This window comes from Vibrio sp. J1-1, assembly GCF_021728395.1.
Classification (GTDB): Bacteria; Pseudomonadota; Gammaproteobacteria; order Enterobacterales; family Vibrionaceae; genus Vibrio.
Genome location: NZ_JAKKCM010000010.1, coordinates 1 through 20,277, shown reverse-complemented (window position 1 = coordinate 20,277; position 20,277 = coordinate 1). Strand labels below are relative to the sequence as shown.

19 protein-coding genes and 1 tRNA gene are annotated in these 20,277 nt (G+C 45.9%); 11 read left to right on the top strand and 9 right to left on the bottom strand.

The genetic code is table 11. From position 1 onward, the window contains the following. Positions 1 to 35: 35 nt before the first annotated feature. Positions 36 to 1,292 carry a methyl-accepting chemotaxis protein gene (locus L3V31_RS15970; RefSeq protein WP_237317314.1) on the bottom strand — a complete coding sequence of 419 codons (1,257 nt, stop codon included), beginning with the start codon at positions 1,290 to 1,292 and terminating at the stop codon, positions 36 to 38. A 66-nt stretch (positions 1,293 to 1,358) separates the two neighbouring features. Between L3V31_RS15970 and L3V31_RS15965 the strand changes: the two genes are divergently transcribed. Next, the gene (locus tag L3V31_RS15965) at positions 1,359 to 2,132 is read left to right on the top strand and encodes an ion transporter (protein ID WP_237317312.1); all 774 of its coding nucleotides are present in this window, start codon (positions 1,359 to 1,361) and stop codon (positions 2,130 to 2,132) included. Positions 2,133 to 2,179: 47 nt separating this feature from the next. On the opposite strand, the gene L3V31_RS15960 is transcribed toward L3V31_RS15965, so the two are convergent. Then, the gene (locus L3V31_RS15960) at positions 2,180 to 3,712 is read right to left on the bottom strand and encodes an inorganic triphosphatase (protein WP_237317311.1); all 1,533 of its coding nucleotides are present in this window, start codon (positions 3,710 to 3,712) and stop codon (positions 2,180 to 2,182) included. Positions 3,713 to 3,924: 212 nt separating this feature from the next. On the opposite strand from L3V31_RS15960, the gene L3V31_RS15955 reads away from it, so the two are divergent. The 3 genes from L3V31_RS15955 (at position 3,925) to L3V31_RS15945 (ending at position 6,789) form a co-directional block, all read left to right on the top strand. Beyond that, the gene (locus L3V31_RS15955; protein WP_014230765.1) at positions 3,925 to 4,605 is read left to right on the top strand and encodes a TIGR00153 family protein; all 681 of its coding nucleotides are present in this window, start codon (positions 3,925 to 3,927) and stop codon (positions 4,603 to 4,605) included. Positions 4,606 to 4,735: 130 nt separating this feature from the next. Continuing rightward, positions 4,736 to 5,995: an inorganic phosphate transporter gene (locus L3V31_RS15950; RefSeq protein ID WP_237317309.1), complete on the top strand. Its 1,260-nt coding sequence runs from the start codon at positions 4,736 to 4,738 to the stop codon at positions 5,993 to 5,995. Positions 5,996 to 6,177: 182 nt separating this feature from the next. Further along, positions 6,178 to 6,789: a TIGR04211 family SH3 domain-containing protein gene (locus tag L3V31_RS15945; protein ID WP_237317307.1), complete on the top strand. Its 612-nt coding sequence runs from the start codon at positions 6,178 to 6,180 to the stop codon at positions 6,787 to 6,789. Positions 6,790 to 6,855: 66 nt separating this feature from the next. Here L3V31_RS15945 and L3V31_RS15940 read toward each other — a convergent pair whose 3' ends face one another. Together L3V31_RS15940 and L3V31_RS15935 are read right to left on the bottom strand one after the other, a co-directional pair. Continuing rightward, positions 6,856 to 7,521 (bottom strand): general secretion pathway protein GspB, encoded by a 666-nt coding sequence (locus tag L3V31_RS15940; protein ID WP_237317305.1) that lies wholly within the window; start codon positions 7,519 to 7,521, stop codon positions 6,856 to 6,858. Then, positions 7,521 to 9,161: an ExeA family protein gene (locus L3V31_RS15935; protein WP_237317303.1), complete on the bottom strand. Its 1,641-nt coding sequence runs from the start codon at positions 9,159 to 9,161 to the stop codon at positions 7,521 to 7,523. The genes L3V31_RS15940 and L3V31_RS15935 overlap by 1 nt, the downstream gene beginning before the upstream one ends. A 137-nt stretch (positions 9,162 to 9,298) precedes the next feature. Between L3V31_RS15935 and L3V31_RS15930 the strand changes: the two genes are divergently transcribed. Next, entirely contained in the window at positions 9,299 to 10,519 is a 1,221-nt protein-coding gene (locus L3V31_RS15930) for a multifunctional CCA addition/repair protein (RefSeq protein ID WP_237317301.1), read from the top strand. Positions 10,520 to 10,573: 54 nt separating this feature from the next. Here the strand turns inward: L3V31_RS15930 and L3V31_RS15925 are convergent, their stop codons facing one another. Genes L3V31_RS15925 through folB form a run of 3 tightly spaced genes read right to left on the bottom strand, consistent with a single transcriptional unit; the run spans position 10,574 to position 12,231 of the window. Beyond that, on the bottom strand, positions 10,574 to 11,377 hold the full coding sequence (locus tag L3V31_RS15925; RefSeq protein WP_237317299.1) for an undecaprenyl-diphosphate phosphatase: 804 nt from the start codon (positions 11,375 to 11,377) through the stop codon (positions 10,574 to 10,576). 15 nt (positions 11,378 to 11,392) lie between these two features. Beyond that, complete coding sequence (folK, locus tag L3V31_RS15920; RefSeq protein WP_237317297.1) at positions 11,393 to 11,875, bottom strand: 2-amino-4-hydroxy-6-hydroxymethyldihydropteridine diphosphokinase; 483 nt, start codon at positions 11,873 to 11,875, stop codon at positions 11,393 to 11,395. Beyond that, on the bottom strand, positions 11,872 to 12,231 hold the full coding sequence (folB, locus tag L3V31_RS15915; protein WP_237317295.1) for a bifunctional dihydroneopterin aldolase/7,8-dihydroneopterin epimerase: 360 nt from the start codon (positions 12,229 to 12,231) through the stop codon (positions 11,872 to 11,874). Before folB ends, folK begins: the two co-directional genes overlap by 4 nt. A 251-nt stretch (positions 12,232 to 12,482) precedes the next feature. On the opposite strand from folB, the gene plsY reads away from it, so the two are divergent. Continuing rightward, positions 12,483 to 13,094 (top strand): glycerol-3-phosphate 1-O-acyltransferase PlsY, encoded by a 612-nt coding sequence (plsY, locus tag L3V31_RS15910; protein WP_237317293.1) that lies wholly within the window; start codon positions 12,483 to 12,485, stop codon positions 13,092 to 13,094. Between the two features lie 25 nt (positions 13,095 to 13,119). On the opposite strand, the gene L3V31_RS15905 is transcribed toward plsY, so the two are convergent. Further along, positions 13,120 to 13,935: an alpha/beta fold hydrolase gene (locus L3V31_RS15905; protein ID WP_237317291.1), complete on the bottom strand. Its 816-nt coding sequence runs from the start codon at positions 13,933 to 13,935 to the stop codon at positions 13,120 to 13,122. 151 nt (positions 13,936 to 14,086) lie between these two features. Next, positions 14,087 to 15,103 carry a tRNA (adenosine(37)-N6)-threonylcarbamoyltransferase complex transferase subunit TsaD gene (gene tsaD / locus L3V31_RS15900; protein WP_237317289.1) on the bottom strand — a complete coding sequence of 339 codons (1,017 nt, stop codon included), beginning with the start codon at positions 15,101 to 15,103 and terminating at the stop codon, positions 14,087 to 14,089. Between the two features lie 229 nt (positions 15,104 to 15,332). Between tsaD and rpsU the strand changes: the two genes are divergently transcribed. The 5 genes from rpsU to L3V31_RS15875 all read left to right on the top strand — a co-directional run bounded on the left by rpsU (position 15,333) and on the right by L3V31_RS15875 (position 20,119). Continuing rightward, positions 15,333 to 15,548, top strand: coding sequence for a 30S ribosomal protein S21 (rpsU, locus tag L3V31_RS15895; RefSeq protein ID WP_001145625.1), 216 nt, complete (start codon positions 15,333 to 15,335; stop codon positions 15,546 to 15,548). Between the two features lie 28 nt (positions 15,549 to 15,576). After that, positions 15,577 to 16,020: a GatB/YqeY domain-containing protein gene (locus L3V31_RS15890; protein WP_176290838.1), complete on the top strand. Its 444-nt coding sequence runs from the start codon at positions 15,577 to 15,579 to the stop codon at positions 16,018 to 16,020. A gap of 143 nt (positions 16,021 to 16,163) precedes the next feature. Further along, positions 16,164 to 17,921, top strand: a complete 1,758-nt coding sequence (gene dnaG / locus L3V31_RS15885) for a DNA primase (RefSeq protein WP_237317288.1) — start codon at positions 16,164 to 16,166, stop codon at positions 17,919 to 17,921. 99 nt (positions 17,922 to 18,020) lie between these two features. Beyond that, entirely contained in the window at positions 18,021 to 19,889 is a 1,869-nt protein-coding gene (gene rpoD / locus L3V31_RS15880) for an RNA polymerase sigma factor RpoD (RefSeq protein ID WP_237317286.1), read from the top strand. Between the two features lie 154 nt (positions 19,890 to 20,043). Continuing rightward, positions 20,044 to 20,119: transfer RNA gene (locus L3V31_RS15875), tRNA-Ile, on the top strand. Positions 20,120 to 20,277: the final 158 nt, after the last annotated feature.

Genomic DNA, 20,277 nt, shown 5'->3' with positions numbered 1-20,277 from the left:
AAGGTTTGTGGGCGTTTAATCAAAAGCTGTAAGCCTTAAACACTGAATGACTTAATTTTCTTGTCCAACTCTCCAGCGTTGCTTTGCATTGTTTCTGAGGTTTCCAGCAGCTCTGTCACCACAATTACTGATGCCTCAACTAGCTCTCTTACGTTGGTTAAGTTTTGGCTCATTTCCTCTGCTACACTGCTTTGTTGACCAGAAGCTGTGGCGATTTGGAAGTTCATATCATTGATTTGCGTGACTTGGGTAACAATCCCGTCCAGCTCAGAACCCGCATTTGAGACCAGTTCATTGCCTTCAGCGGCCTCAACAACGCTTTTCTCCATCAGCTCAACGGCTGATTCTGCACTGGTTTGCAGGTGAGTTATCATTTCCTGAATCTCAATCGTCGCCTGTTGCGTGCGCTGTGCAAGGTTGCGAACTTCATCTGCGACAACCGCAAAACCGCGTCCCGCTTCGCCCGCTCGCGCCGCTTCAATCGCAGCGTTAAGTGCCAATAGGTTGGTCTGTTCAGATATCCCCTGAATGGTTCCTACCACACTGCCAATCGCTTCCACACGTTCTTCCACCTGATTAACAGCCTGAGCAGAAGAGGCAATGTCCGTAGACAGTTCACTCATCTTAGCGACGGTGCTCTGTAAGAATTGTTGACCCGAAACCGCTTGAGACGATGCCTGTTCGGTAAGAATCGATGCCTGCTGCGCATGTTCAGCCACCGTTTGAACAGTAGAAGACATCTCACTCATGGCTGTGGCAAGCTGGTCTATTTCATTAAATTCTTCTTGAGCCGACTCTTTGGTTTCTGACATGCTTATTGTCATGACTTCGGTCAGAGTCGCTAGCTCATCCGAGGCGTTTATTTGCATTTGGATCACGTCATGTAATTGGCGACGTGTTTTTTCCAGCTCGCGTGCCACGTCTCCGTATTCATCTTTACAATCCATACCAAATGGCACCGATAAATTTTTGCTCGCCATCAGTTTTATCGCATCATTCAGGTATTGAGTTTGACGTAACATGACACGTGCTGCTGCGAACAATAAAACAACAAAGACAATGATGAGCAACGCTGTCTGCCATACAACCTGAGTGAGGTACGCCTCATAATGCTGCTGAGCAACATCCGTATTCTGTGTCGCAGCCAACAATGAATCGTAAAACGTGTTGGCATCCCAAAGTTGCTTTGCCACAATCAAAATAGTACTGAAGACCATCAATATGACCATTTTGGGTATCAGTCGAATGTCGGATACGACTCTTTCCCACGGCTTAAATGCCAGTTTTTCCATTGTCAGTTCTCCACCGAGTCCTATATAGTTTTGTCATTCTGTTACGCGAATTATTTCGAGATTTGTATGAAAAACAACGATATCAAAGACAGCACTCGTCCGATGGGGCTTTTATCCTTAGTGCTGTCCTTTTTGGCATTATTTGTGACCTCTGGTCTGTTATTTTTTTCGATCGATCGCGAAACCCGTCAAGTACTTATCGGTCTCGATTTCATAATCTGTAGTATTTTTCTCTTACAACTCACTATTGATTTGATCCGCGCCACAAATCGGTGGAATTACCTTAAACTTCATTGGATAGATTTTGTCGCCAGCATCCCGATGATTGAGCCATTACGCTTTGCTCGGGTCTTTCATATTTTGCGTATGATCCTGGTACTGCGTTCTTCAAGATTCATTCTCCACCAACTCAAAGAGAACCGTCGAGAGACAACCGTTGCCTCCATCCTGTTGTTGATGGTGATTTTAATTACTCTGGGCTCCAGTACGATGCTGTTCGTTGAAGCCAAAGATCCTGCTGCCAACATTCGCACAGGGGCTGACGCGCTATGGTGGGTATTTGTCACGATCTCTACAGTAGGATATGGCGATCATTACCCGGTGACCAGTGGCGGTAAGTTTCTGGCCGTGGTGATCATTGTCTGTGGTGTGGGGATCTTCGGTATGATCTCAGGTTTAATCACATCAATTGTGACTGCGCCAACCAAGCAGGAGGATCATCGTACCAAGCATGTTGAACACATGTTGAACAAGCTCCTAGAGCAGCAGGAAACGCTACTTAACCGGATTGATGAGCTTGAGCTGCGACAACAAGAACAACAGCAGCATAATGAAAAATAGGGCCTCGTGGCCCTATTTTGTCTTCAACGCTCAATAAATAATGTGCATTATTCTCGCCAGTAAGGCTGAGCCTCAACACTGATTGCGCGGGTTTGATCCATAGCATGTAAGATAGAGCGCTCTTGACGATGCAGCCATCGTTCTAACTGCTCTTTTTCATCGGCTTGCAACATATCCACCAGCGGCAGCAAATGATTCAGCATCAACAGGTCATCGATACCATGAACCAGATCGGCCCATGGGAGACGGAAGCTATTACGTTCGTCACTGTTGTATAGGCTCGCAAACCCGATTCCGGTGTAGAGGTTACGCAGCAAACGGTAGCGCTGGTCAACATAGTCCTGCGCAGACAAATCACGCTCTGCCGGGAAAGCTTCCATCAACTCCGCCCAGGTACGATCCAGTTGCGTCACAGAAAATGGCATGATGTTACTCGCCATTTTTTCTCGAGCTTTTTCATCCAAAAATGGCTGCCAGCCACGCGCAAGAATCCAACGACTCAGATCAAGCAATAAGCCAGTGTAGCGCGCTGAACTTAATAGCTCTAACACTTCTTCACGGCTTGGGAGTTCTTGTAGCTGCTGGGTTAGCTCCGAAACCAAGAACTTACGAGCATCAAGCTTGCGCAGCACGTTACCTTTGTCATCAAGCAACTCTTCAAGATGTGCATGTTCATCTAACCAGCCAAGTTCTTCTTCCAGCCATTTTAGTTCTTGGCGAAGAATGGCACTGGCTCGACGAGGGACAACACCACCAAATATGGTTAAGGTCTGACGGATAAAACGCAGCGCATTACTGATTTCACGAAGTGCTTCGACACAATCACGTTCCGAATATATTTGCTCATGGTAATGCCAGTGGGATAACGCGTGCTCCAAAGAGTTAATCAGACAATATTCCACGGTGTCTGTGCTGCTGCTGTCGACTAAAGCCAGCGGTTTTACTTCATCACCTGTGTACCCGGTTGCCAAACGATAACCTTTGGCCGCTTTGCTTAAGTTCCCTAGACGCATGCCACCTTGCTCGCAAAAGCTACGCGCCAATGTAAATAGAGCGTCGGTTTGACCTGATTTGAGTTCAAGTTCGACTTCGCAAATCGGCTCTTCTCTGTCTTCCCCATCTTCACTTTTGGCGATGACCATGCCCTGGTCGAAGGCGACTTCAACCTGACTGCCATCAGGCATACCAATTAACCACTGCTCACGAGTGAAGTTGGTCGAAAATAATGGGGTGAGTTCGGATTGTAAGGTCTCGACATCTTTGCCTGAAGGCCAGATATCAGAAGGGTGAAGTGTGAGATCAGGCTCATCACTTGTGTGCTCGGCATTGTATTCTGGTCTTTGGTGTAAACCAGCTACGACGCGTCCTGCGGTTTTCACTGTTTGAACATAGACATCATCAAAACGGCGAATTCTTAAACCAATGTCATGCTTTCTTAACCATTTATCAGCAGTATCAAAGTAGGTGTTACCCAAGTCACGACAACTATGCTGAAGTACTTTTGTCTCAGAAATTTTTTCCTTTAAAGTTTCTGAAAATTCAGGAGAAACAAAAAACTTCAGTTCTATTTCGGTTTCCATAGCTATACCTTTCAAAGCAGATAGAAACAGGATATTGCGTATTTTCTTACACGGCAAGAAAGAAATATCACTCGAATGATGATCTAAAACAGTTTTAAAGAGCCATTTAATGCGTTAACATGCGCGCCTTTATAGCCATCGCTCAACATTTCGCCAAGACTAAAGAAATGGTGTATGTTTTTTTTAGGTTATAGTTATTAGGTTGAATGACCATGCCAGTAAATACAATTATGGGGTTATTTGCAAAGTCCCCTATTAAGCCTTTGCAACGCCACGTTGTGTGTGTCAACGAATGTTGTTCACACCTGGTGAAGTTCTTTGAAGTTTCTTCAAAGGGAGACTGGGAAAAAGCAGCAGAGATCCGTGCTCAAATTTCTCACCTTGAGAAAGAAGCGGATGTTCTGAAACGTGAAATCCGTCTAAAACTGCCTCGCGGTTTGTTTATGCCAGTAGACCGTACTGACATGCTTGAGCTTCTGACTCAACAAGACAAACTTGCCAACTTGGCGAAAGACATTGCTGGCCGTGTATATGGTCGTCAACTTGTCATTCCTGAGGCTCTCCAGCCAAATTTCCTCGCTTACGTTCAACGTTGTCTTGACGCGGCTAATCAGGCGCAAAAGGTAATTAATGAACTTGATGAACTATTAGAAACTGGTTTTAAAGGCCGTGAAGTAACACTCGTTGCTGAAATGATTCATCAGTTAGACGTCATCGAAGATGATACCGATGCTATGCAGATTGAACTTCGCCAACAATTGATGGCGATTGAATCTGACATGAACCCTATCGATGTCATGTTCTTGTATAAGATTCTTGAATGGGTAGGTGGTATTGCCGACCAAGCGCAGCGCGTAGGTGCTCGTTTGGAAGTCATGCTATCTCGATCTTAAAACATAAGTTAACGACATAACGAAGAGCATAATACACACGCATCATAAGGACTATGACTGTTTTCATCGTCTTTCGATTTGGTGCGCGTAAAATTTTGTTCCGCTTGTTATAAAACAACTAGGTATTACGATGGATATCCTTGCGAACTACGGCACTGTCCTGATTATTGTTGCAGCGATTTTTGGTTTGATGATGGCGATTGGTATTGGCGCGAACGACGTTGCTAATGCGATGGGTACATCGGTAGGTTCAAAAGCGCTAACCGTAAAACAAGCCATCATCATTGCGATGATCTTTGAATTTGCAGGTGCTTATCTTGCAGGCGGTGAAGTAACCGACACTATCCGTAAAGGTGTTATCGAAACATCTCTATTTGCTCACCAACCTGACGTTCTTGTCTACGGTATGATGTCAGCGCTACTTGCAGCTGGTACATGGCTACTGCTAGCGTCTTACATGGGCTGGCCAGTATCAACCACTCACTCAATCATCGGTGCTATCATCGGTTTTGCGTGTGTATCTGTGGGTACAGAAGCGGTGGACTGGGCAAGTGTTCAGGGCATTGTTGGTAGTTGGATCATTACACCAGTTATCTCCGGCTTTTTTGCATACGTGATTTTTGTCAGCGCACAACGACTGATTTTTGATACCGAAAATCCGCTATTTAATGCAAAACGTTTTGTGCCTGTTTACATGTTTATCACCACAATGGTGATTGCACTGGTCACCATCAAAAAAGGTCTTAAGCACGTTGGTCTTCACCTGACCAATGGTGAAGCTTGGGTGTGGGCAGCTGCTGTATCAGCGATTGTGATGGCTGGCGGTTACTTCTACATTCAGAAGAAATTTGCCAACCGTGAAGATGACCACAGCTTCTCTGGTGTTGAAGGCATCTTCAGTGTGCTAATGGTAATCACTGCTTGTGCAATGGCATTTGCACACGGTTCAAACGACGTAGCAAACGCGATTGGCCCTCTTTCAGCGGTAGTCTCAACGGTTGAGCACATGGGTGAAATCACATCTAAAAGCACAATCGCATGGTGGATTCTTCCATTAGGTGGTATCGGTATTGTTGTGGGTCTTGCGACTTTGGGCCATAAAGTAATGGCAACTGTTGGTACAGGTATTACTGAGCTAACACCAAGCCGTGGTTTTGCAGCACAGTTAGCGACGGCATGTACGGTTGTTCTAGCATCTGGTACAGGCCTACCAATTTCAACCACTCAAACGCTGGTTGGTGCGGTTCTAGGCGTAGGTTTTGCTCGCGGTATTGCAGCACTAAACCTAGGCGTCGTTCGTAACATCGTTGCATCGTGGATTGTGACGCTACCAGCTGGCGCGCTATTGGCAGTAGTATTCTTCTACGGCATCCAAGCAATGTTTGCTTAATTAAGACACCCGTCAATAGAATGTAAGCGCTTTGTCATTATTGACTCAAACGCACAGAAAGGGAGGCTTTGCCTCCCTTCTTTGTTGCACCAAAGTTTGAAACTGCATACTATTCGTCTAATTCCGGCTCCAATAATTCGGTGCCAACGCTGTATCCAAGAAAAATCGTTAAGGGATTTACTGTGAAAAAACTAATCATCACGGTTTTGTTTACTTTGCTAGCAGCGCCAACGGCCCTAGCTGCAAACCGTTATATTTCTGATGACCTATTCACTTTTATGCACTCAGGTCCAAACAACACTTACCGAATTATTGGTAGTGTCGACGCAGGCTCTCAAGTGCAACTAATAAGCGCGAATAAAGAGACCGGCTATACACAAGTTCGTGACTCCCGAGGCCGTACTGGCTGGGTGCAAAGCAAATTTGTTACCAACAAAGAAAGCATGGCGATTCGCTTACCTCGTATTGAAAAAGAGCTTGCTGAAGTGAAAGAACAACTGGCTAATGCACGTCAGACTTCAGACACAGAGAAAGCGGGCCTTGTGACCTCACTAGAAACGCGGAATCAACAAATTTCAGATCTTGAGAACAAATACTCTGAGATCAGCGATCAACTGACATCCGTTGAAACGGAAAACCGTGAGCTGCGCGCTAAGCTTGATACGCAAAAAGATGACATGCTGCTGAAGTACTTTACCTACGGTGGTGGCGTTGCTGGCTTGGGTCTGCTGTTTGGTTTGGTATTGCCTCACCTAGTGCCACGCAAGAAGCGTTCTCCAGCTGGCTGGGCATAATCGCTCACTTAACATTGAATACTAAAAAGGCCACATTGTTGTGGCCTTTTGCTTATTTGAACTAGGTTAACCTTTCCACTCATAAAGTGCCGGAATTCGGATCTGCTCTCCCTGAAACTCAACGATCACCGATTGAGGCTGGATCTCTTTCAGTGTGACCTGACCATCCACCACATCCCCTTGGTGATATTCGACATTATTAATTTTCACCCAACGTCGTTGGTCATCACTGGCGTACATGTGTGTTTGTAAGTTGAGTGCTGGAAGACGACCCTGCCACTGCTGAGCATTTCCCTCCAAATCGTTGACTGGATCTGAGCGCTGTGACGTTGCACCTCCACTCTTGGATAGTGCGCTCTCCACCTTCATTGCCAAATCCGGCGACAGTGAAGATAAATCAATATCATCTAACGAGAAGTCTAAATCATCATCGCTAGTTTGATTTTGAGCCACTGGCGAATCTGCACCTCGACTACTGCTCGCATACTCTTCAGGTTGTAAATAGGTCCCTATCTCACCGGATATCTCTGCACTTGGCCATTCTCTTGGCAGTTGCGCCAATTGGTTGATTTCCGGGTAGTCTAATACCTCAAACGGCTGTACAACCTCCGCAACAGCCACTGGCGTTGCTGCTTGAGTTTTGGGAGTCAGCTTTTCCAGATACCAGGCTGTGCCAAGGGCAGACACACCAATAGGCAAAAGCAGTAGGCTTGCATGCTTGGCTAAAGACATTACACATCCTCCTTATCTATGCTTGCCAGAGTTGGCGCGTTAGGCTGCACATTCTGTTGTAATCGCTCTAGCGTTCGCTGACCCGCTATGCCGTCAACACCAATACCTTGCCAGCGTTGGAACAGTTCGACGCGTTCTTTCATTTCCGAATCAAAAATGGAGGTGCCTAAAGGCAATTCGCTGACCGCCTCAGCCAGTAGCTGGTCTAAAACTTCAATAGCAGGCCCTTCCATATCTAACCGCAACGTTTCTTTAAGCGGTGATTGCCACAGCTCGATGATATTTCCCTGCCACATCGGTTTTAACCAGGAGAGAGGAAGGCGTAAACGCTGCTTACCGTTAAGTACTTCGACTTTATCGTTCCCTACCGCATAGAGAATCACATAGCCGATATCGCCTTGATAATTCAGCTCCAAGATTACGGGTCTATTTTGCTTCATCAACAGTGGCCATGTCGCCATTTTCCTTTCACAAACCATGGTCGATTGTGCCTCTGATAAGCAGAGGTTATCGCGCACCGAAGCTCGATAGCCCCACAATTTATACAGGTCGTTCACAGCAAGGTTCGATTGTTTTTGTGAAAGCAATAACTCACGTTGCTCATTACTTAGCTGATCGTGCACGACGACTGGCTCAACTGGCTCAGGAGCACTGATGGCAACGGTCTCTTCGACAAACTGGGAAATCGGCTTCATCGGCATATGATTAATGACCGCCCAACCGACACCAAGCGCGGCAGCGACTCCAATGGCTGCGGTTCCCCAAGCAGGCCAGCTAAACTGGCGACGAGCTACCATTTGTCCTGGCTTGTTATCTTGCTGATAAATATCGGCCTGAAATTGCATGACCTCTTCACAGGCGCGTAAAACGGTCTGTTTGTCCACAACAGCACTGCCTTGGTGATAACTCATGTTAAGAGCTTTATCGCAAATGAGGTTAATCAACCTAGGAATACCATGACTGTACTTGGCTATCAGTTTGGTCGAACTACGATTAAATAGCTGTTGATTGCCCCCAGCAGTATGGAGTCGAAACGCAATATAATCCTCGGTTTCTTTTTCATCCAAAGGCAAGAGGTGGTAACGTCCGGTAATTCGCTGAGCAAGCTGGCGTAGCTGGGTGGTTTGTAATAATCGTTGTAACTCGGGCTGACCAACCAAAAGGACTTTAAGCAGCTTTCGGGTTTCTGTTTCTAAATTAGTCAGCAAGCGAAGCTGCTCTAACACATCGGCGACTAGGTGCTGCGCTTCATCAATAACCAACAAGGTTTGCCAGCCAGCATTATGGTTATGCAACAGGTATTGATGAATGACTTGGTTTAACTGTTTTAACGTCGCATCTTGCGGATAGACAATTTTAAATTCATCACAAATCGCCTCCAGAAGATCTCGAGTAGAAAAAGTTGGATTAAGGATCAAACCCGCTTTGGTGGTCTCGTCCAAGTTGGCCAACATGGCTTTCGCAACGGTGGTTTTCCCCGTCCCTACCTCGCCTGTCAACATGGCAAACCCGCCCCCATCACCCAATCCAGCTTTGAGGTGCGTGATCGCTTCTTTATGACGTTGGCTCAGATACAAATAACGAGAGTTTGGAACAATCGAAAAAGGTTGCTCTACAAACCCAAAAAAGTCCTTATACATAGGATCTCCAGCTAAAAACCCGCCCACTTTGAATCAGATACCTACTAAACATAGATGCATCTTCTATTGGGAGTAAAGAAAAGTACCATTGCTTGCTACAATGTCCAACGACATATCAGTAAATTAAGAGGTTGTTCGTGCAAGTTTACTTAGTAGGTGGTGCAGTCCGGGATCAATTGCTTGGAATTGATCACTATGACAATGATTGGGTGGTGGTTGGTGCCACCCCTGAAATGATGCTTGAGCTGGGGTATACGGCCGTTGGCAAGGACTTCCCCGTTTTTCTTCATCCTCAAACCAAAGAAGAACATGCGCTAGCACGAACAGAGAGAAAATCAGGCTCGGGTTACACCGGTTTTGAGTGCTTCTTCGATCAAAGCGTCACCTTGGAAGAAGATTTGATTCGTCGGGACCTAACCATCAACGCCATGGCAATGGATGACCAAGGCAAGCTGTACGATCCCTATGGCGGTCAGGACGATCTCAACAACCGCCTCTTACGCCACGTCTCTGATGCGTTTATCGAAGATCCTCTTCGAGTTTTGCGTGTCGCGCGCTTCGCTGCCAAACTCGCACCATTGGGGTTTAAGGTAGCAGACGAAACCATGCAGTTGATGCGTGATATGTCTGCATCCGGGGAACTCGATACACTGACACCAGAACGGGTGTGGCAGGAATGGCATAAGTCTTTGTCTTCGCCTCGTCCCGACGTCTTTCTCTCTGTGCTACGCGATTGCGGTGCACTGGCGGTTGTCCTGCCAGAAATAGATGCACTGTTTGGCGTGCCTCAACCTGAGAAATGGCACCCTGAAATTGATACCGGAATTCACACCTTAATGGTTACAGAACAATCGGCGAAACTCAGCGCTTCCCTACCGGTACGTTTTGCGGCACAAGTGCATGATCTCGGTAAAGGGGTGACGCCAAAGAGTGAATGGCCAAGCCATAAAATGCACTGCCATACTGGCCTCAAACTGATAAAGAAACTGTGTGAACGTGTCCGTGTTCCCAATGAGTTTCGTGATTTGGCTTTGATGGTCTGTGAACAGCACTCTAATATCCATCGAGCCGCCGAGTTAAAGCCGCAAACCATCATCAAAATACTCAACAAGTTCGACGTTTGGCGTAAGGCTGAGCGCTTAGAAGACATCTTAATTTGTTGTCAGGCTGATCATGCGGGCCGAAAAGGATTAGAAGATCAGCCTTATCCTCAAGCTGAGATTTTTACCCGAGCATATGAAGCCGCAGCGGCGGTGGATGTTCAGGCTATCATTCAGGACGGATTTAAAGGGCCAGCGATTCGAGATGAACAAGAAAAGAGACGGATTGAAGCGGTAAGAATCGCGCTTAATAAATAGCGACCAAACAAAAACGCCCGCTCAACATGGAACGGGCGTTTTATTAAATAAGGATTAGGCACTAAGTAAGAAAGCAAATAGGCCCACACCCAGAATGAGACGGTAAATGACGAATGGTGTCATCCCCATACGTGAAATCATCTTTAGGAAGAAGTGGATACAAATGTACGCACTCACAAAAGATGTCACGATACCCGTCAGTAAAAACCCAATGTGCACTGGTTCGCCACTGGTAACCAACTTCATACCGAGGTAGCTACCAGCAAGCGCGATGATTGGAATCGACATCAGGAATGAGAAACGTGCGGCAGCCTCACGAGTAAAACCAAGGTACAGCGCTGCGGTAATAGTGGCACCAGAGCGAGAGGTCCCCGGAATCATCGCTAGTGCTTGAGCGATACCAATAAATAGCGCTTTCTTCCAACCAGTCTGGTATTCGTTTGCCACTTGTTCGGCGTTTTTATCCGCCCACCACAACAATAAACCAAACACTATCGTCGTCGTTGCGATCACATATGCACTGCGTAAGTAAACTTCGATGATATCTTTCATCAGTAAACCAAACACACAGGCTGGAATCGTGGCCAGCACTATCATCCACACCAGTTTCGCTTCTTTACCACGGTCCCCCTTAAAGATAGAGGCAAACAACGCCCGAAATAACGTGATCACTTCATAACGGAAATAGATCATTACAGCCATCAAGGTTCCGACGTGGACAGCGACATCAAATGCAAGACCTTGGTCTTCCCAACCAAGAATAGCGGAAGGCAGGATCAAGTGTGCGGAGCTGGAAATCGGCAAAAACTCCGTCAGACCCTGAATCAGAGCCAAAATAAAGGCTTCCAAATAACTCATGTAAACAACTCAAATTTAAAGTGAAAAAGAAACTGGCTTGAGAGAATCAACTGGTTGCATCGCGTACCAAACATCCGCGACCGTGCGTCCATCACCAGGAATAACCAAATGTGGTTTGAGATCATACAAAGGCTTTGTGACAAAAGGATATTTGTAGATATCACTGCGAGGCAGTTCGGGCTTTTGCTTGGAGATGATCTCACCAAACAACACTATATCCAGATCCAGTGTTCGATCCTGATACTTTTGCGCATTTTCTTCTCGCCCCCACTTAAATTCAATCTCACGGAGGCAACGACTCAACTCTTCTAATGATAAAGTTGTACGCAGAGCAATCACAAAGTTGTAGAAATTCTGGCTGCTGAAACCAATTGGCTCACATTCATATATCGGGGATACAAGAAGATCTTCTCCAAGCTGTTGCAGCTCGTTGTAAGCAACTTTCGCATGCTGCTTTCTGTCTATATTCGTACCGACACCGATATAAGCGGTGATCATGCCTGACCTCGCTCGATTACCACGCCAACAGAGCGAGCTTGTGGAACCGCGCCTGGTTTTGCCAAGCGAATTTTAATCCAAGGCACCGAGAAACGTTGCATGATCAACTCTGCGATTTCTTCCGCCACACGTTCTACCAGTAAAAAACGGCCGTTCTCTATGTGGTTTAATACCGCTTCACTCACTTGCGAGTAATCTAATGCATCTTGAACATCATCACTTTTGCCTGCTGGCTTATTGTCGTGCGCCATTTCGATATCAAGTACCAGCTTTTGTTTAATTTGCTGTTCCCAATCGTACACGCCAATCGTGGTGATCACTTCTAATTGTTCAATAAACACTTTATCCAGAGCCATCTTATGTCCTTCTATTTCAGAGGTCGGATACCCATTGAGGGTAATTTGATCGTAATATTCTATACCTAAGCCACTTATAATCGGGTCAGGATAAAGTTGCTTAGGTATAAAAACTGCAAAACACCTTTATATACAGGAACTCACATAATGCAAGCTCCTTCGTAGAGAGTGTTTCTGCTAGCAGCAGATTCACGCTATGATAACAACTACGCTAGAACTGAGCATTAAATTCCAATCCATCAAGGACTTCTATGGACGCACTGGCACTGATAATGACGATGGCCGCCTATTTACTGGGTTCTATTTCCAGTGCGGTTTTGATTTGTCGTCTCTTAAAATTGCCAGATCCACGTAAAGTTGGCTCCAATAACCCAGGCGCGACCAATGTATTACGCATTGGCGGTAAAGGTGCTGCTCTCTCAGTCCTGCTGTGTGACATGCTAAAGGGCACCATTCCGGTTTGGGGAGGCTACTTCCTTGGGATTAACCCGATCATCCTGGGTGTCATTGCTATCGCTGCATGCCTTGGCCATATGTACCCTATTTTCTTCCATTTCAAAGGCGGAAAAGGCGTTGCCACAGCCTTCGGGGCAATCGCGCCAATTGGGCTCGACCTTACGGTTTTGGTGATGCTGACCTGGCTCTGCGTTGCGGTCATATTCCGCTACTCTTCCCTTGCAGCTCTGGTCACGGTATTGCTGACGCCTTTTTATACCTGGATGTTCAAGCCACAGTACACTTTACCTGTTGCGATGCTGTGTTGTCTGATCGTATTTAAACATCACCAGAACATCCGACGTTTATTGTCCGGCGAAGAGCCTAAAATCGGGCAAAAGAAACTGACAGAAAAAAACTCGGCCTAGTGCCGAGTTTCTGTTTAGTGCAGCTTTAAGAGTAAACTTTATTTAAAAAGTTCAACAACATCTGATTGACGAATTCGGGCTGTTCAAGCGAGCTGATGTGACCCGCTTCTGGGATTTCAACCAGTTCACTGCCTGTAATACAATCATTCATCAAATAAGATTCGAACACCGGGCGAGGCTTATCTTCACGGCCGACTGCAATTAACGTCGGCAATGCAAACTTCTCTGAATCTTCAATCACGTCACGTCGACCGAAGACCATTCGGCCAATTCGTGCCACTTCAACCGCACGCTCACCTTGCATTGCTTGTAAGCTTTGCTTAAATGACGCAATTAATTCTGGGTTCGCTTGGTCAACATTATTCGCAAAGAACAAAGGCGCAACCGCTTCGACAATAGGCTCTGGCACCGATTGAACTTGATCGATGGTATCCAGCATTGCAAAGTACTTCTTGTGTGTGACTTCTGGCTCCCAGCCAATAAAAGTATCCATCAGTACCAGTGACTTCACACGCTGAGGCGCTTGAGCAGTTAATTCAGCTCCCCACATGCCACCAACAGATAAACCAACAATGGAAAACTCTTCTACTTGCAGGTGATCCATCAACGCCAACATTTGTTGCGCATAATCGACAAGCGAACGAGTCGATGCAGGCGCAGCATCTGACTCCCCGTGCGCCCATAAGTCAGGCACGATACAGCGATAAAACTGGCTCAGAACTTCAACCTGCGGTGCCCACATTTGGCTATCCCACAAATAGCTGTGACCAAACAGCAGTACTGGCCCTTTACCTTGATCTAGATAGGCAAGTTGCTGACCTTCAATTTCAAATTTATTCATTGCGATATCCATTAATTCTTTTTCTACCTGATGTTGCCAATGAACCAAGCGTCGCGAGGTTATTGCGGAAAACAACCACCTGCTATTGATGTGCTCTTGTTATCAAAAACAAAGGCCTCTATTAATAGAGGCCTGTACAAGATAAATACGCTTACGCTATCGGTGTTAGTTGATCGATCGGCCAACGAGGACGTGCTTCGACAGACAAATCCGATACTTCACCGTTTTTCAGACGCTGCATACCCGCATAAGCGATCATTGCGCCATTGTCGGTACAAAACTCTGTACGTGGGTAGTAAACTTCACCACCAACTTTCTTCGCCAGCTTTTCCAGTTCTGCACGTAGACGACGGTTGGCACTCACTCCACCCGCGATAACAATACGCTTCATACCAGTCTGATCCAGTGCGCGCTTACACTTGATCGCCAACGTCGCACAGACCGCTTCTTCAAATGCCAGTGCAATATCTGCGCGAGTCTGTTCATCATCGCCATTGGCCGCAATAGTATTCGCAGTGAATGTCTTCAGTCCAGAGAAGCTCATGTCGAGACCCGGGCGATCTGTCATTGGACGTGGGAATTTAAAGCGCCCCGGCGTGCCTTTTTCAGCCAACTTTGATAGCAGCGGACCACCAGGGTAATCCAACCCCATCAACTTCGCGGTCTTATCAAAGGCCTCACCGGCTGCGTCATCAATTGATTCACCAAGAATTTGGTACTCACCAATGCCTTTCACTTCCACCATCATAGAGTGACCACCAGACACCAATACCGCTACAAACGGAAACGGCGGTGGGTTGTCTTCCAGCATTGGCGCCAGTAAATGGCCTTCCATATGATGAACAGGCACCGCAGGCACACCCCAAGCGTAAGCGATACTGCGACCAATGGTTGCGCCAACCAATAATGCCCCAACCAAACCTGGACCTGCGGTGTACGCCACGCCATCAATGTCTTTTGAAGTCAGGTTGGCTTCTTTTAATGCCTCTTTAATAAGAGGAATGGTTTTCTTCACATGGTCACGTGAAGCCAACTCAGGCACCACACCACCATAATCTGCGTGAAGTTTTACTTGGCTGTAAAGCTTGTGTGACAATAAACCCTTTTCATCGTCATAAATCGCGATGCCAGTCTCGTCACAAGAGGTTTCAATACCAATAATGCGCATGGTTATCTCAGTATGCTTTCTATATAGAGGAAATTTGGGCGTCATATTACCTTGCCTTGGTGCTGCAAACAAATTTTGTACAGACAATAATCGACAAAATGCTTTACAAAGCAGTTGTGATCGGATTAAAATTCCGCACCATTTTTGATCAGCTGGTAAGTGACCAAATATTTGTGATTTGGTCTGTTGAATGCCAGCATTAACGAATAACCCCTGAGGTGAAAGGCATATGCCAGTAGTTAAAGTACGTGAAAACGAACCGTTCGACGTTGCTCTACGTCGTTTTAAGCGCTCTTGCGAAAAAGCAGGTATCCTTTCTGAAGTGCGTCGTCGTGAGCACTACGAAAAACCAACTACAGTTCGCAAACGCGCTAAAGCAGCAGCTCAAAAGCGTCACGCTAAGAAGCTAGCTCGCGAAAACGCTCGTCGCGTTCGCCTGTACTAATAACTGAGCTCCGTAGAGGAATTTAGTTATGGCTCTGATTGATCAACTCAAAGAAGAGCAAAAATTAGCGATGAAAGCCAAGGACAAATTGCGCCTTGGTACTATTCGTTTAGCCTTAGCAGCAATTAAGCAACGTGAAGTTGACGAACAGATTACTCTGAACGACGACGACATTATTGCGGTATTGACTAAGATGGTTAAACAACGTCGCGACTCTGTTACGCAGTACGAAGCAGCGGGTCGTCAAGATCTTGCTGATGCGGAACAAGCAGAAATTACGGTTCTTGAGGACTTTATGCCTCAACCACTGACAGACGATGAAGTTGCGACTCTTATCGAGAACGCGATTGCAGAATCTGGTGCAGCTGGCATGCAAGACATGGGTAAAGTAATGGGCGTTTTGAAACCGCAAATTCAAGGGCGTGCAGATATGGGTAAAGTAAGCGGTTTGGTTCGCGCTAAATTGGCTTAACACCCCACCCAATTGCAGCAAGCCGTGCTATCCTTTGGAACGCACGGCTTGTTTGTATCTGAATGAAATAACTCAAAGTCGCACACACGCTTTCTCAGTAATTCATTCACACCAATCATGATTTTTCTTTTTTGTTAGGTTTTATGGCTGGACACATCCCACGCAATTTTATCGATGACCTTCTAGCTCGGCTTGATATTGTCGATATCGTCGACGCGCGCGTGAAACTTAAGAAAAAAGGTAAAAACTACGGCGCTTGTTGCCCATTCCACAACGAGAAAACGCCCTCTTTTAGCGTTAGCCAGGAAAAACAGTTTTACCACTGTTTTGGTTGTGGTGCTCATGGTAACGCTATTGACTTCATCATGGAGTTTGAACGCCTGGACTTTGTGGAAGCCATCGAAGAGCTTGCCTCATATTTAGGCCTGGATGTTCCACGTGAACAGCGCAGTGGCGGTGGTCAGTTTAAATCTGGTCCACAAGCCAGCAGCAGCGAGAAACGTAACCTTTACGATTTAATGGGTAGCATCGCTCAGTTCTATCGTAATCAACTAAAGCAACCAGCAAACAAAGTTGCTATTGAGTATCTTAAAGATCGTGGCTTATCTGGCGAAATCGTTCAGAAGTTTGGCATCGGTTACGTGGCTGACGAATGGGATTTAGTTCGTAAGAACTTCGGTCAGCAGAAAGACGCTCAAGACATGCTCGTATCTGGTGGCATGTTGATTGAGAACGACAAAGGAAATCGCTACGACCGATTCCGTGGGCGTGTGATGTTTCCGATTCGCGACCGCCGCGGTCGAGTTATTGGATTTGGTGGCCGAGTGCTAGGCGACGGCACACCGAAGTACCTAAACTCCCCGGAAACGCCGATCTTCCATAAAGGTAAAGAGCTTTACGGCCTTTACGAAGTGCTGCAGGCATACCGAGAGCCGTCACTAGTTTTAGTGGTTGAAGGTTATATGGACGTTGTTGCTTTAGCGCAATATGGCGTCGATTACTCTGTCGCTTCATTAGGCACCTCAACCACTGGCGATCATATTCAAATGCTGTTTCGCCAAACCAACACGGTGGTGTGTTGCTACGATGGAGACCGAGCAGGTAAAGAAGCCGCTTGGCGAGCACTGGAAAACGCTCTTCAGTACTTGAAAACTGGTAACACATTGAAATTTTTGTTCTTACCAGATGGTGAAGACCCAGATAGCTATGTTCGCAAATACGGCAAAGCGGCCTTCGAGCAGCAAATTGAGCAAGCAACACCACTATCGAGCTACCTGTTTGATAACCTCATCGAGTTGCACCAAATAAACTTGGGCAATAATGAGGGTAAATCAGCACTCAGAGCTTATGCTAGTGCCTTGATAGACAAGATTCCTGATCCATACTTTCAGGAGCTACTCGAAAAACTACTTGATGAACGCACAGGCTTTGACAACCGTCTGCGTCAATCACGTAAAAAAGTGAACGATACTCGACCTCAACCGCACAAAGAGATCAAACGGACTCCAATGCGTGAGGTTATTGCTCTACTTATTCAAAATCCGAGCTATGCTCAAATGGTACCGGACCTTTCCACAGTGAGAGATTTATCCATACCTGGCCTCAGTTTATTTGTAGATGTGCTTGATAAATGCCAGCCGCATCCCCATATAAACACAGGCCAATTATTAGAGCACTGGCGAAATAGCCAAAATGAGGCACTTCTGTCTCGTCTTGCGAGTTGGGACATTCCACTCGATGAAGACAACCAAGAAGAAATTTTTTTAGACTCATTGGACAAAATTATCGCCCAGTGTGTTGAAAAACAAATTGAAAACCTGCAGGCCAAAGCAAGAAGTGTCGGTTTATCAGCCGAAGAGAAAAGGGAGCTGCTAGCACTTATGCTAGATTTAAAAGCGTAACCCTGTTTAATTAGTCAGCATCAATTTAATTTGTTATAGTTAGTGGTTTGCATTTCGCATACTGATTCCTTCACCAGATTACGAAGTTGGATACCGTCTATGGATCAAAATCCGCAGTCACAGCTAAAGTCACTTGTTATTAAAGGCAAGGAACAAGGCTATCTGACCTACGCCGAAGTAAATGACCACCTACCTGCTGAAATCGTAGATTCAGAACAGGTAGAAGACATCATTCAGATGATCAATGATATGGGCATTAAGGTAGTAGAAACTGCTCCTGATGCTGATGATTTAGCACTAAATGATGACACAAATATTACCGATGAAGATGCAGCTGAAGCTGCAGCCGCTGCACTTTCTAGCGTAGAAAGTGAGATTGGTCGTACGACAGACCCAGTACGTATGTACATGCGTGAAATGGGCACTGTTGAACTACTGACTCGCGAAGGCGAAATCGACATCGCAAAACGTATTGAAGAAGGTATTAACCAAGTTCAATCATCGGTTGCTGAATACCCAGGAACGATCCCGTACATTCTTGAACAGTTTGATAAAGTTCAAGCAGAAGAGCTTCGCCTTACGGACCTAATTTCTGGCTTTGTAGACCCAGATGCAGACGATACCGCTGCTCCTACGGCAACGCACATCGGTTCTGAGCTGTCTGAATCTCAATTAGAAGATGAAGATAACACAGACGTTGATGATGATGAAGACGAAGACAAAGAAGACGATTCAGAAGATTCTGAAGAAGATGTTGGTATCGATCCAGAACTTGCTCTGGAGAAGTTTAATCAGCTTCGTAGTACATACCAAAATCTACAATTAGCAATCAATGAATACGGTTACGAAAGCCCGAAAGCAACCGTTGCTAATGAAATGATGCTAGACGTGTTCAAAGAATTCCGTCTAACACCAAAACAGTTTGATCACTTGGTGAATGAGCTGCGTACTTCTATGGATCGCGTTCGCACTCAAGAGCGTTTGATCATGAAGTCAGTCGTTGAATACGGCAAAATGCCGAAGAAATCGTTCATCGCTCTGTTCACTGGTAACGAATCAAGCGATGCTTGGTTAGATGAAGTTCTAGCGTCTGACAAACCATACGCAGAGAAAATCAAACGTAACGAAGAAGAGATCCGTCGTTCAATCACTAAGCTAAAAATGATTGAAGAAGAGACATCTCTGAGCGTACAAAACGTTAAAGACATCAGCCGTCGTATGTCTATCGGTGAAGCAAAAGCTCGCCGTGCGAAGAAAGAGATGGTTGAGGCGAACTTACGTCTGGTAATTTCTATCGCGAAGAAATACACCAACCGTGGTCTACAATTCTTGGATCTAATCCAAGAAGGTAACATCGGCTTGATGAAAGCGGTAGATAAGTTCGAATATCGTCGTGGTTACAAGTTCTCGACATACGCAACGTGGTGGATCCGTCAGGCAATCACTCGTTCAATCGCAGACCAAGCTCGTACGATTCGTATTCCGGTTCACATGATCGAAACGATCAACAAACTAAACCGTATCTCTCGTCAAATGCTACAAGAGATGGGTCGTGAACCACTACCAGAAGAACTGGCAGAACGCATGCAGATGCCAGAAGATAAGATTCGTAAAGTACTGAAAATCGCGAAAGAGCCAATCTCAATGGAGACACCAATCGGTGACGACGAAGATTCGCATCTAGGTGATTTCATCGAAGATACAACGCTTGAGCTACCATTGGACTCTGCAACAGCGACAAGCTTGAAAGGCGCGACAAAAGACGTGCTTGCAGGTCTAACGCCACGTGAAGCAAAAGTACTTCGCATGCGCTTTGGTATCGATATGAACACCGACCACACGCTAGAAGAGGTAGGTAAACAGTTCGACGTTACTCGTGAACGTATTCGTCAGATCGAAGCAAAAGCACTGCGTAAACTTCGTCACCCAAGCCGCTCAGAAACTCTGCGCAGCTTCCTAGACGAGTAAGTACAGCGCTCATCTGCGTTAAAAAATCAAAAAAGGTGACCCTAGGTCACCTTTTTTATTATCCACTGTGCTAAGTGGATAAAAACTAAGCGCAATTAGCCATGTTGGTATCTAGACACCTCGCAACGCTTCCCCTATAATCGTTGACCTATCAGGCCCCTTAGCTCAGTGGTTAGAGCAGTCGACTCATAATCGATTGGTCCGCAGTTCAAGTCTGCGAGGGGCCACCAAATTCCGATAAGGCGTATGAAGAAATTCATATGTTAATTTGCACTTAAATCTGATCCACCATTTGCATTGAAAAGTGATCCACTTAAGTAAGTCTATTTTAGACTAAAATTTCACGTTGGCTTCTACTTGGTTTTCTCCTTAGATTTCTTTTTTGACT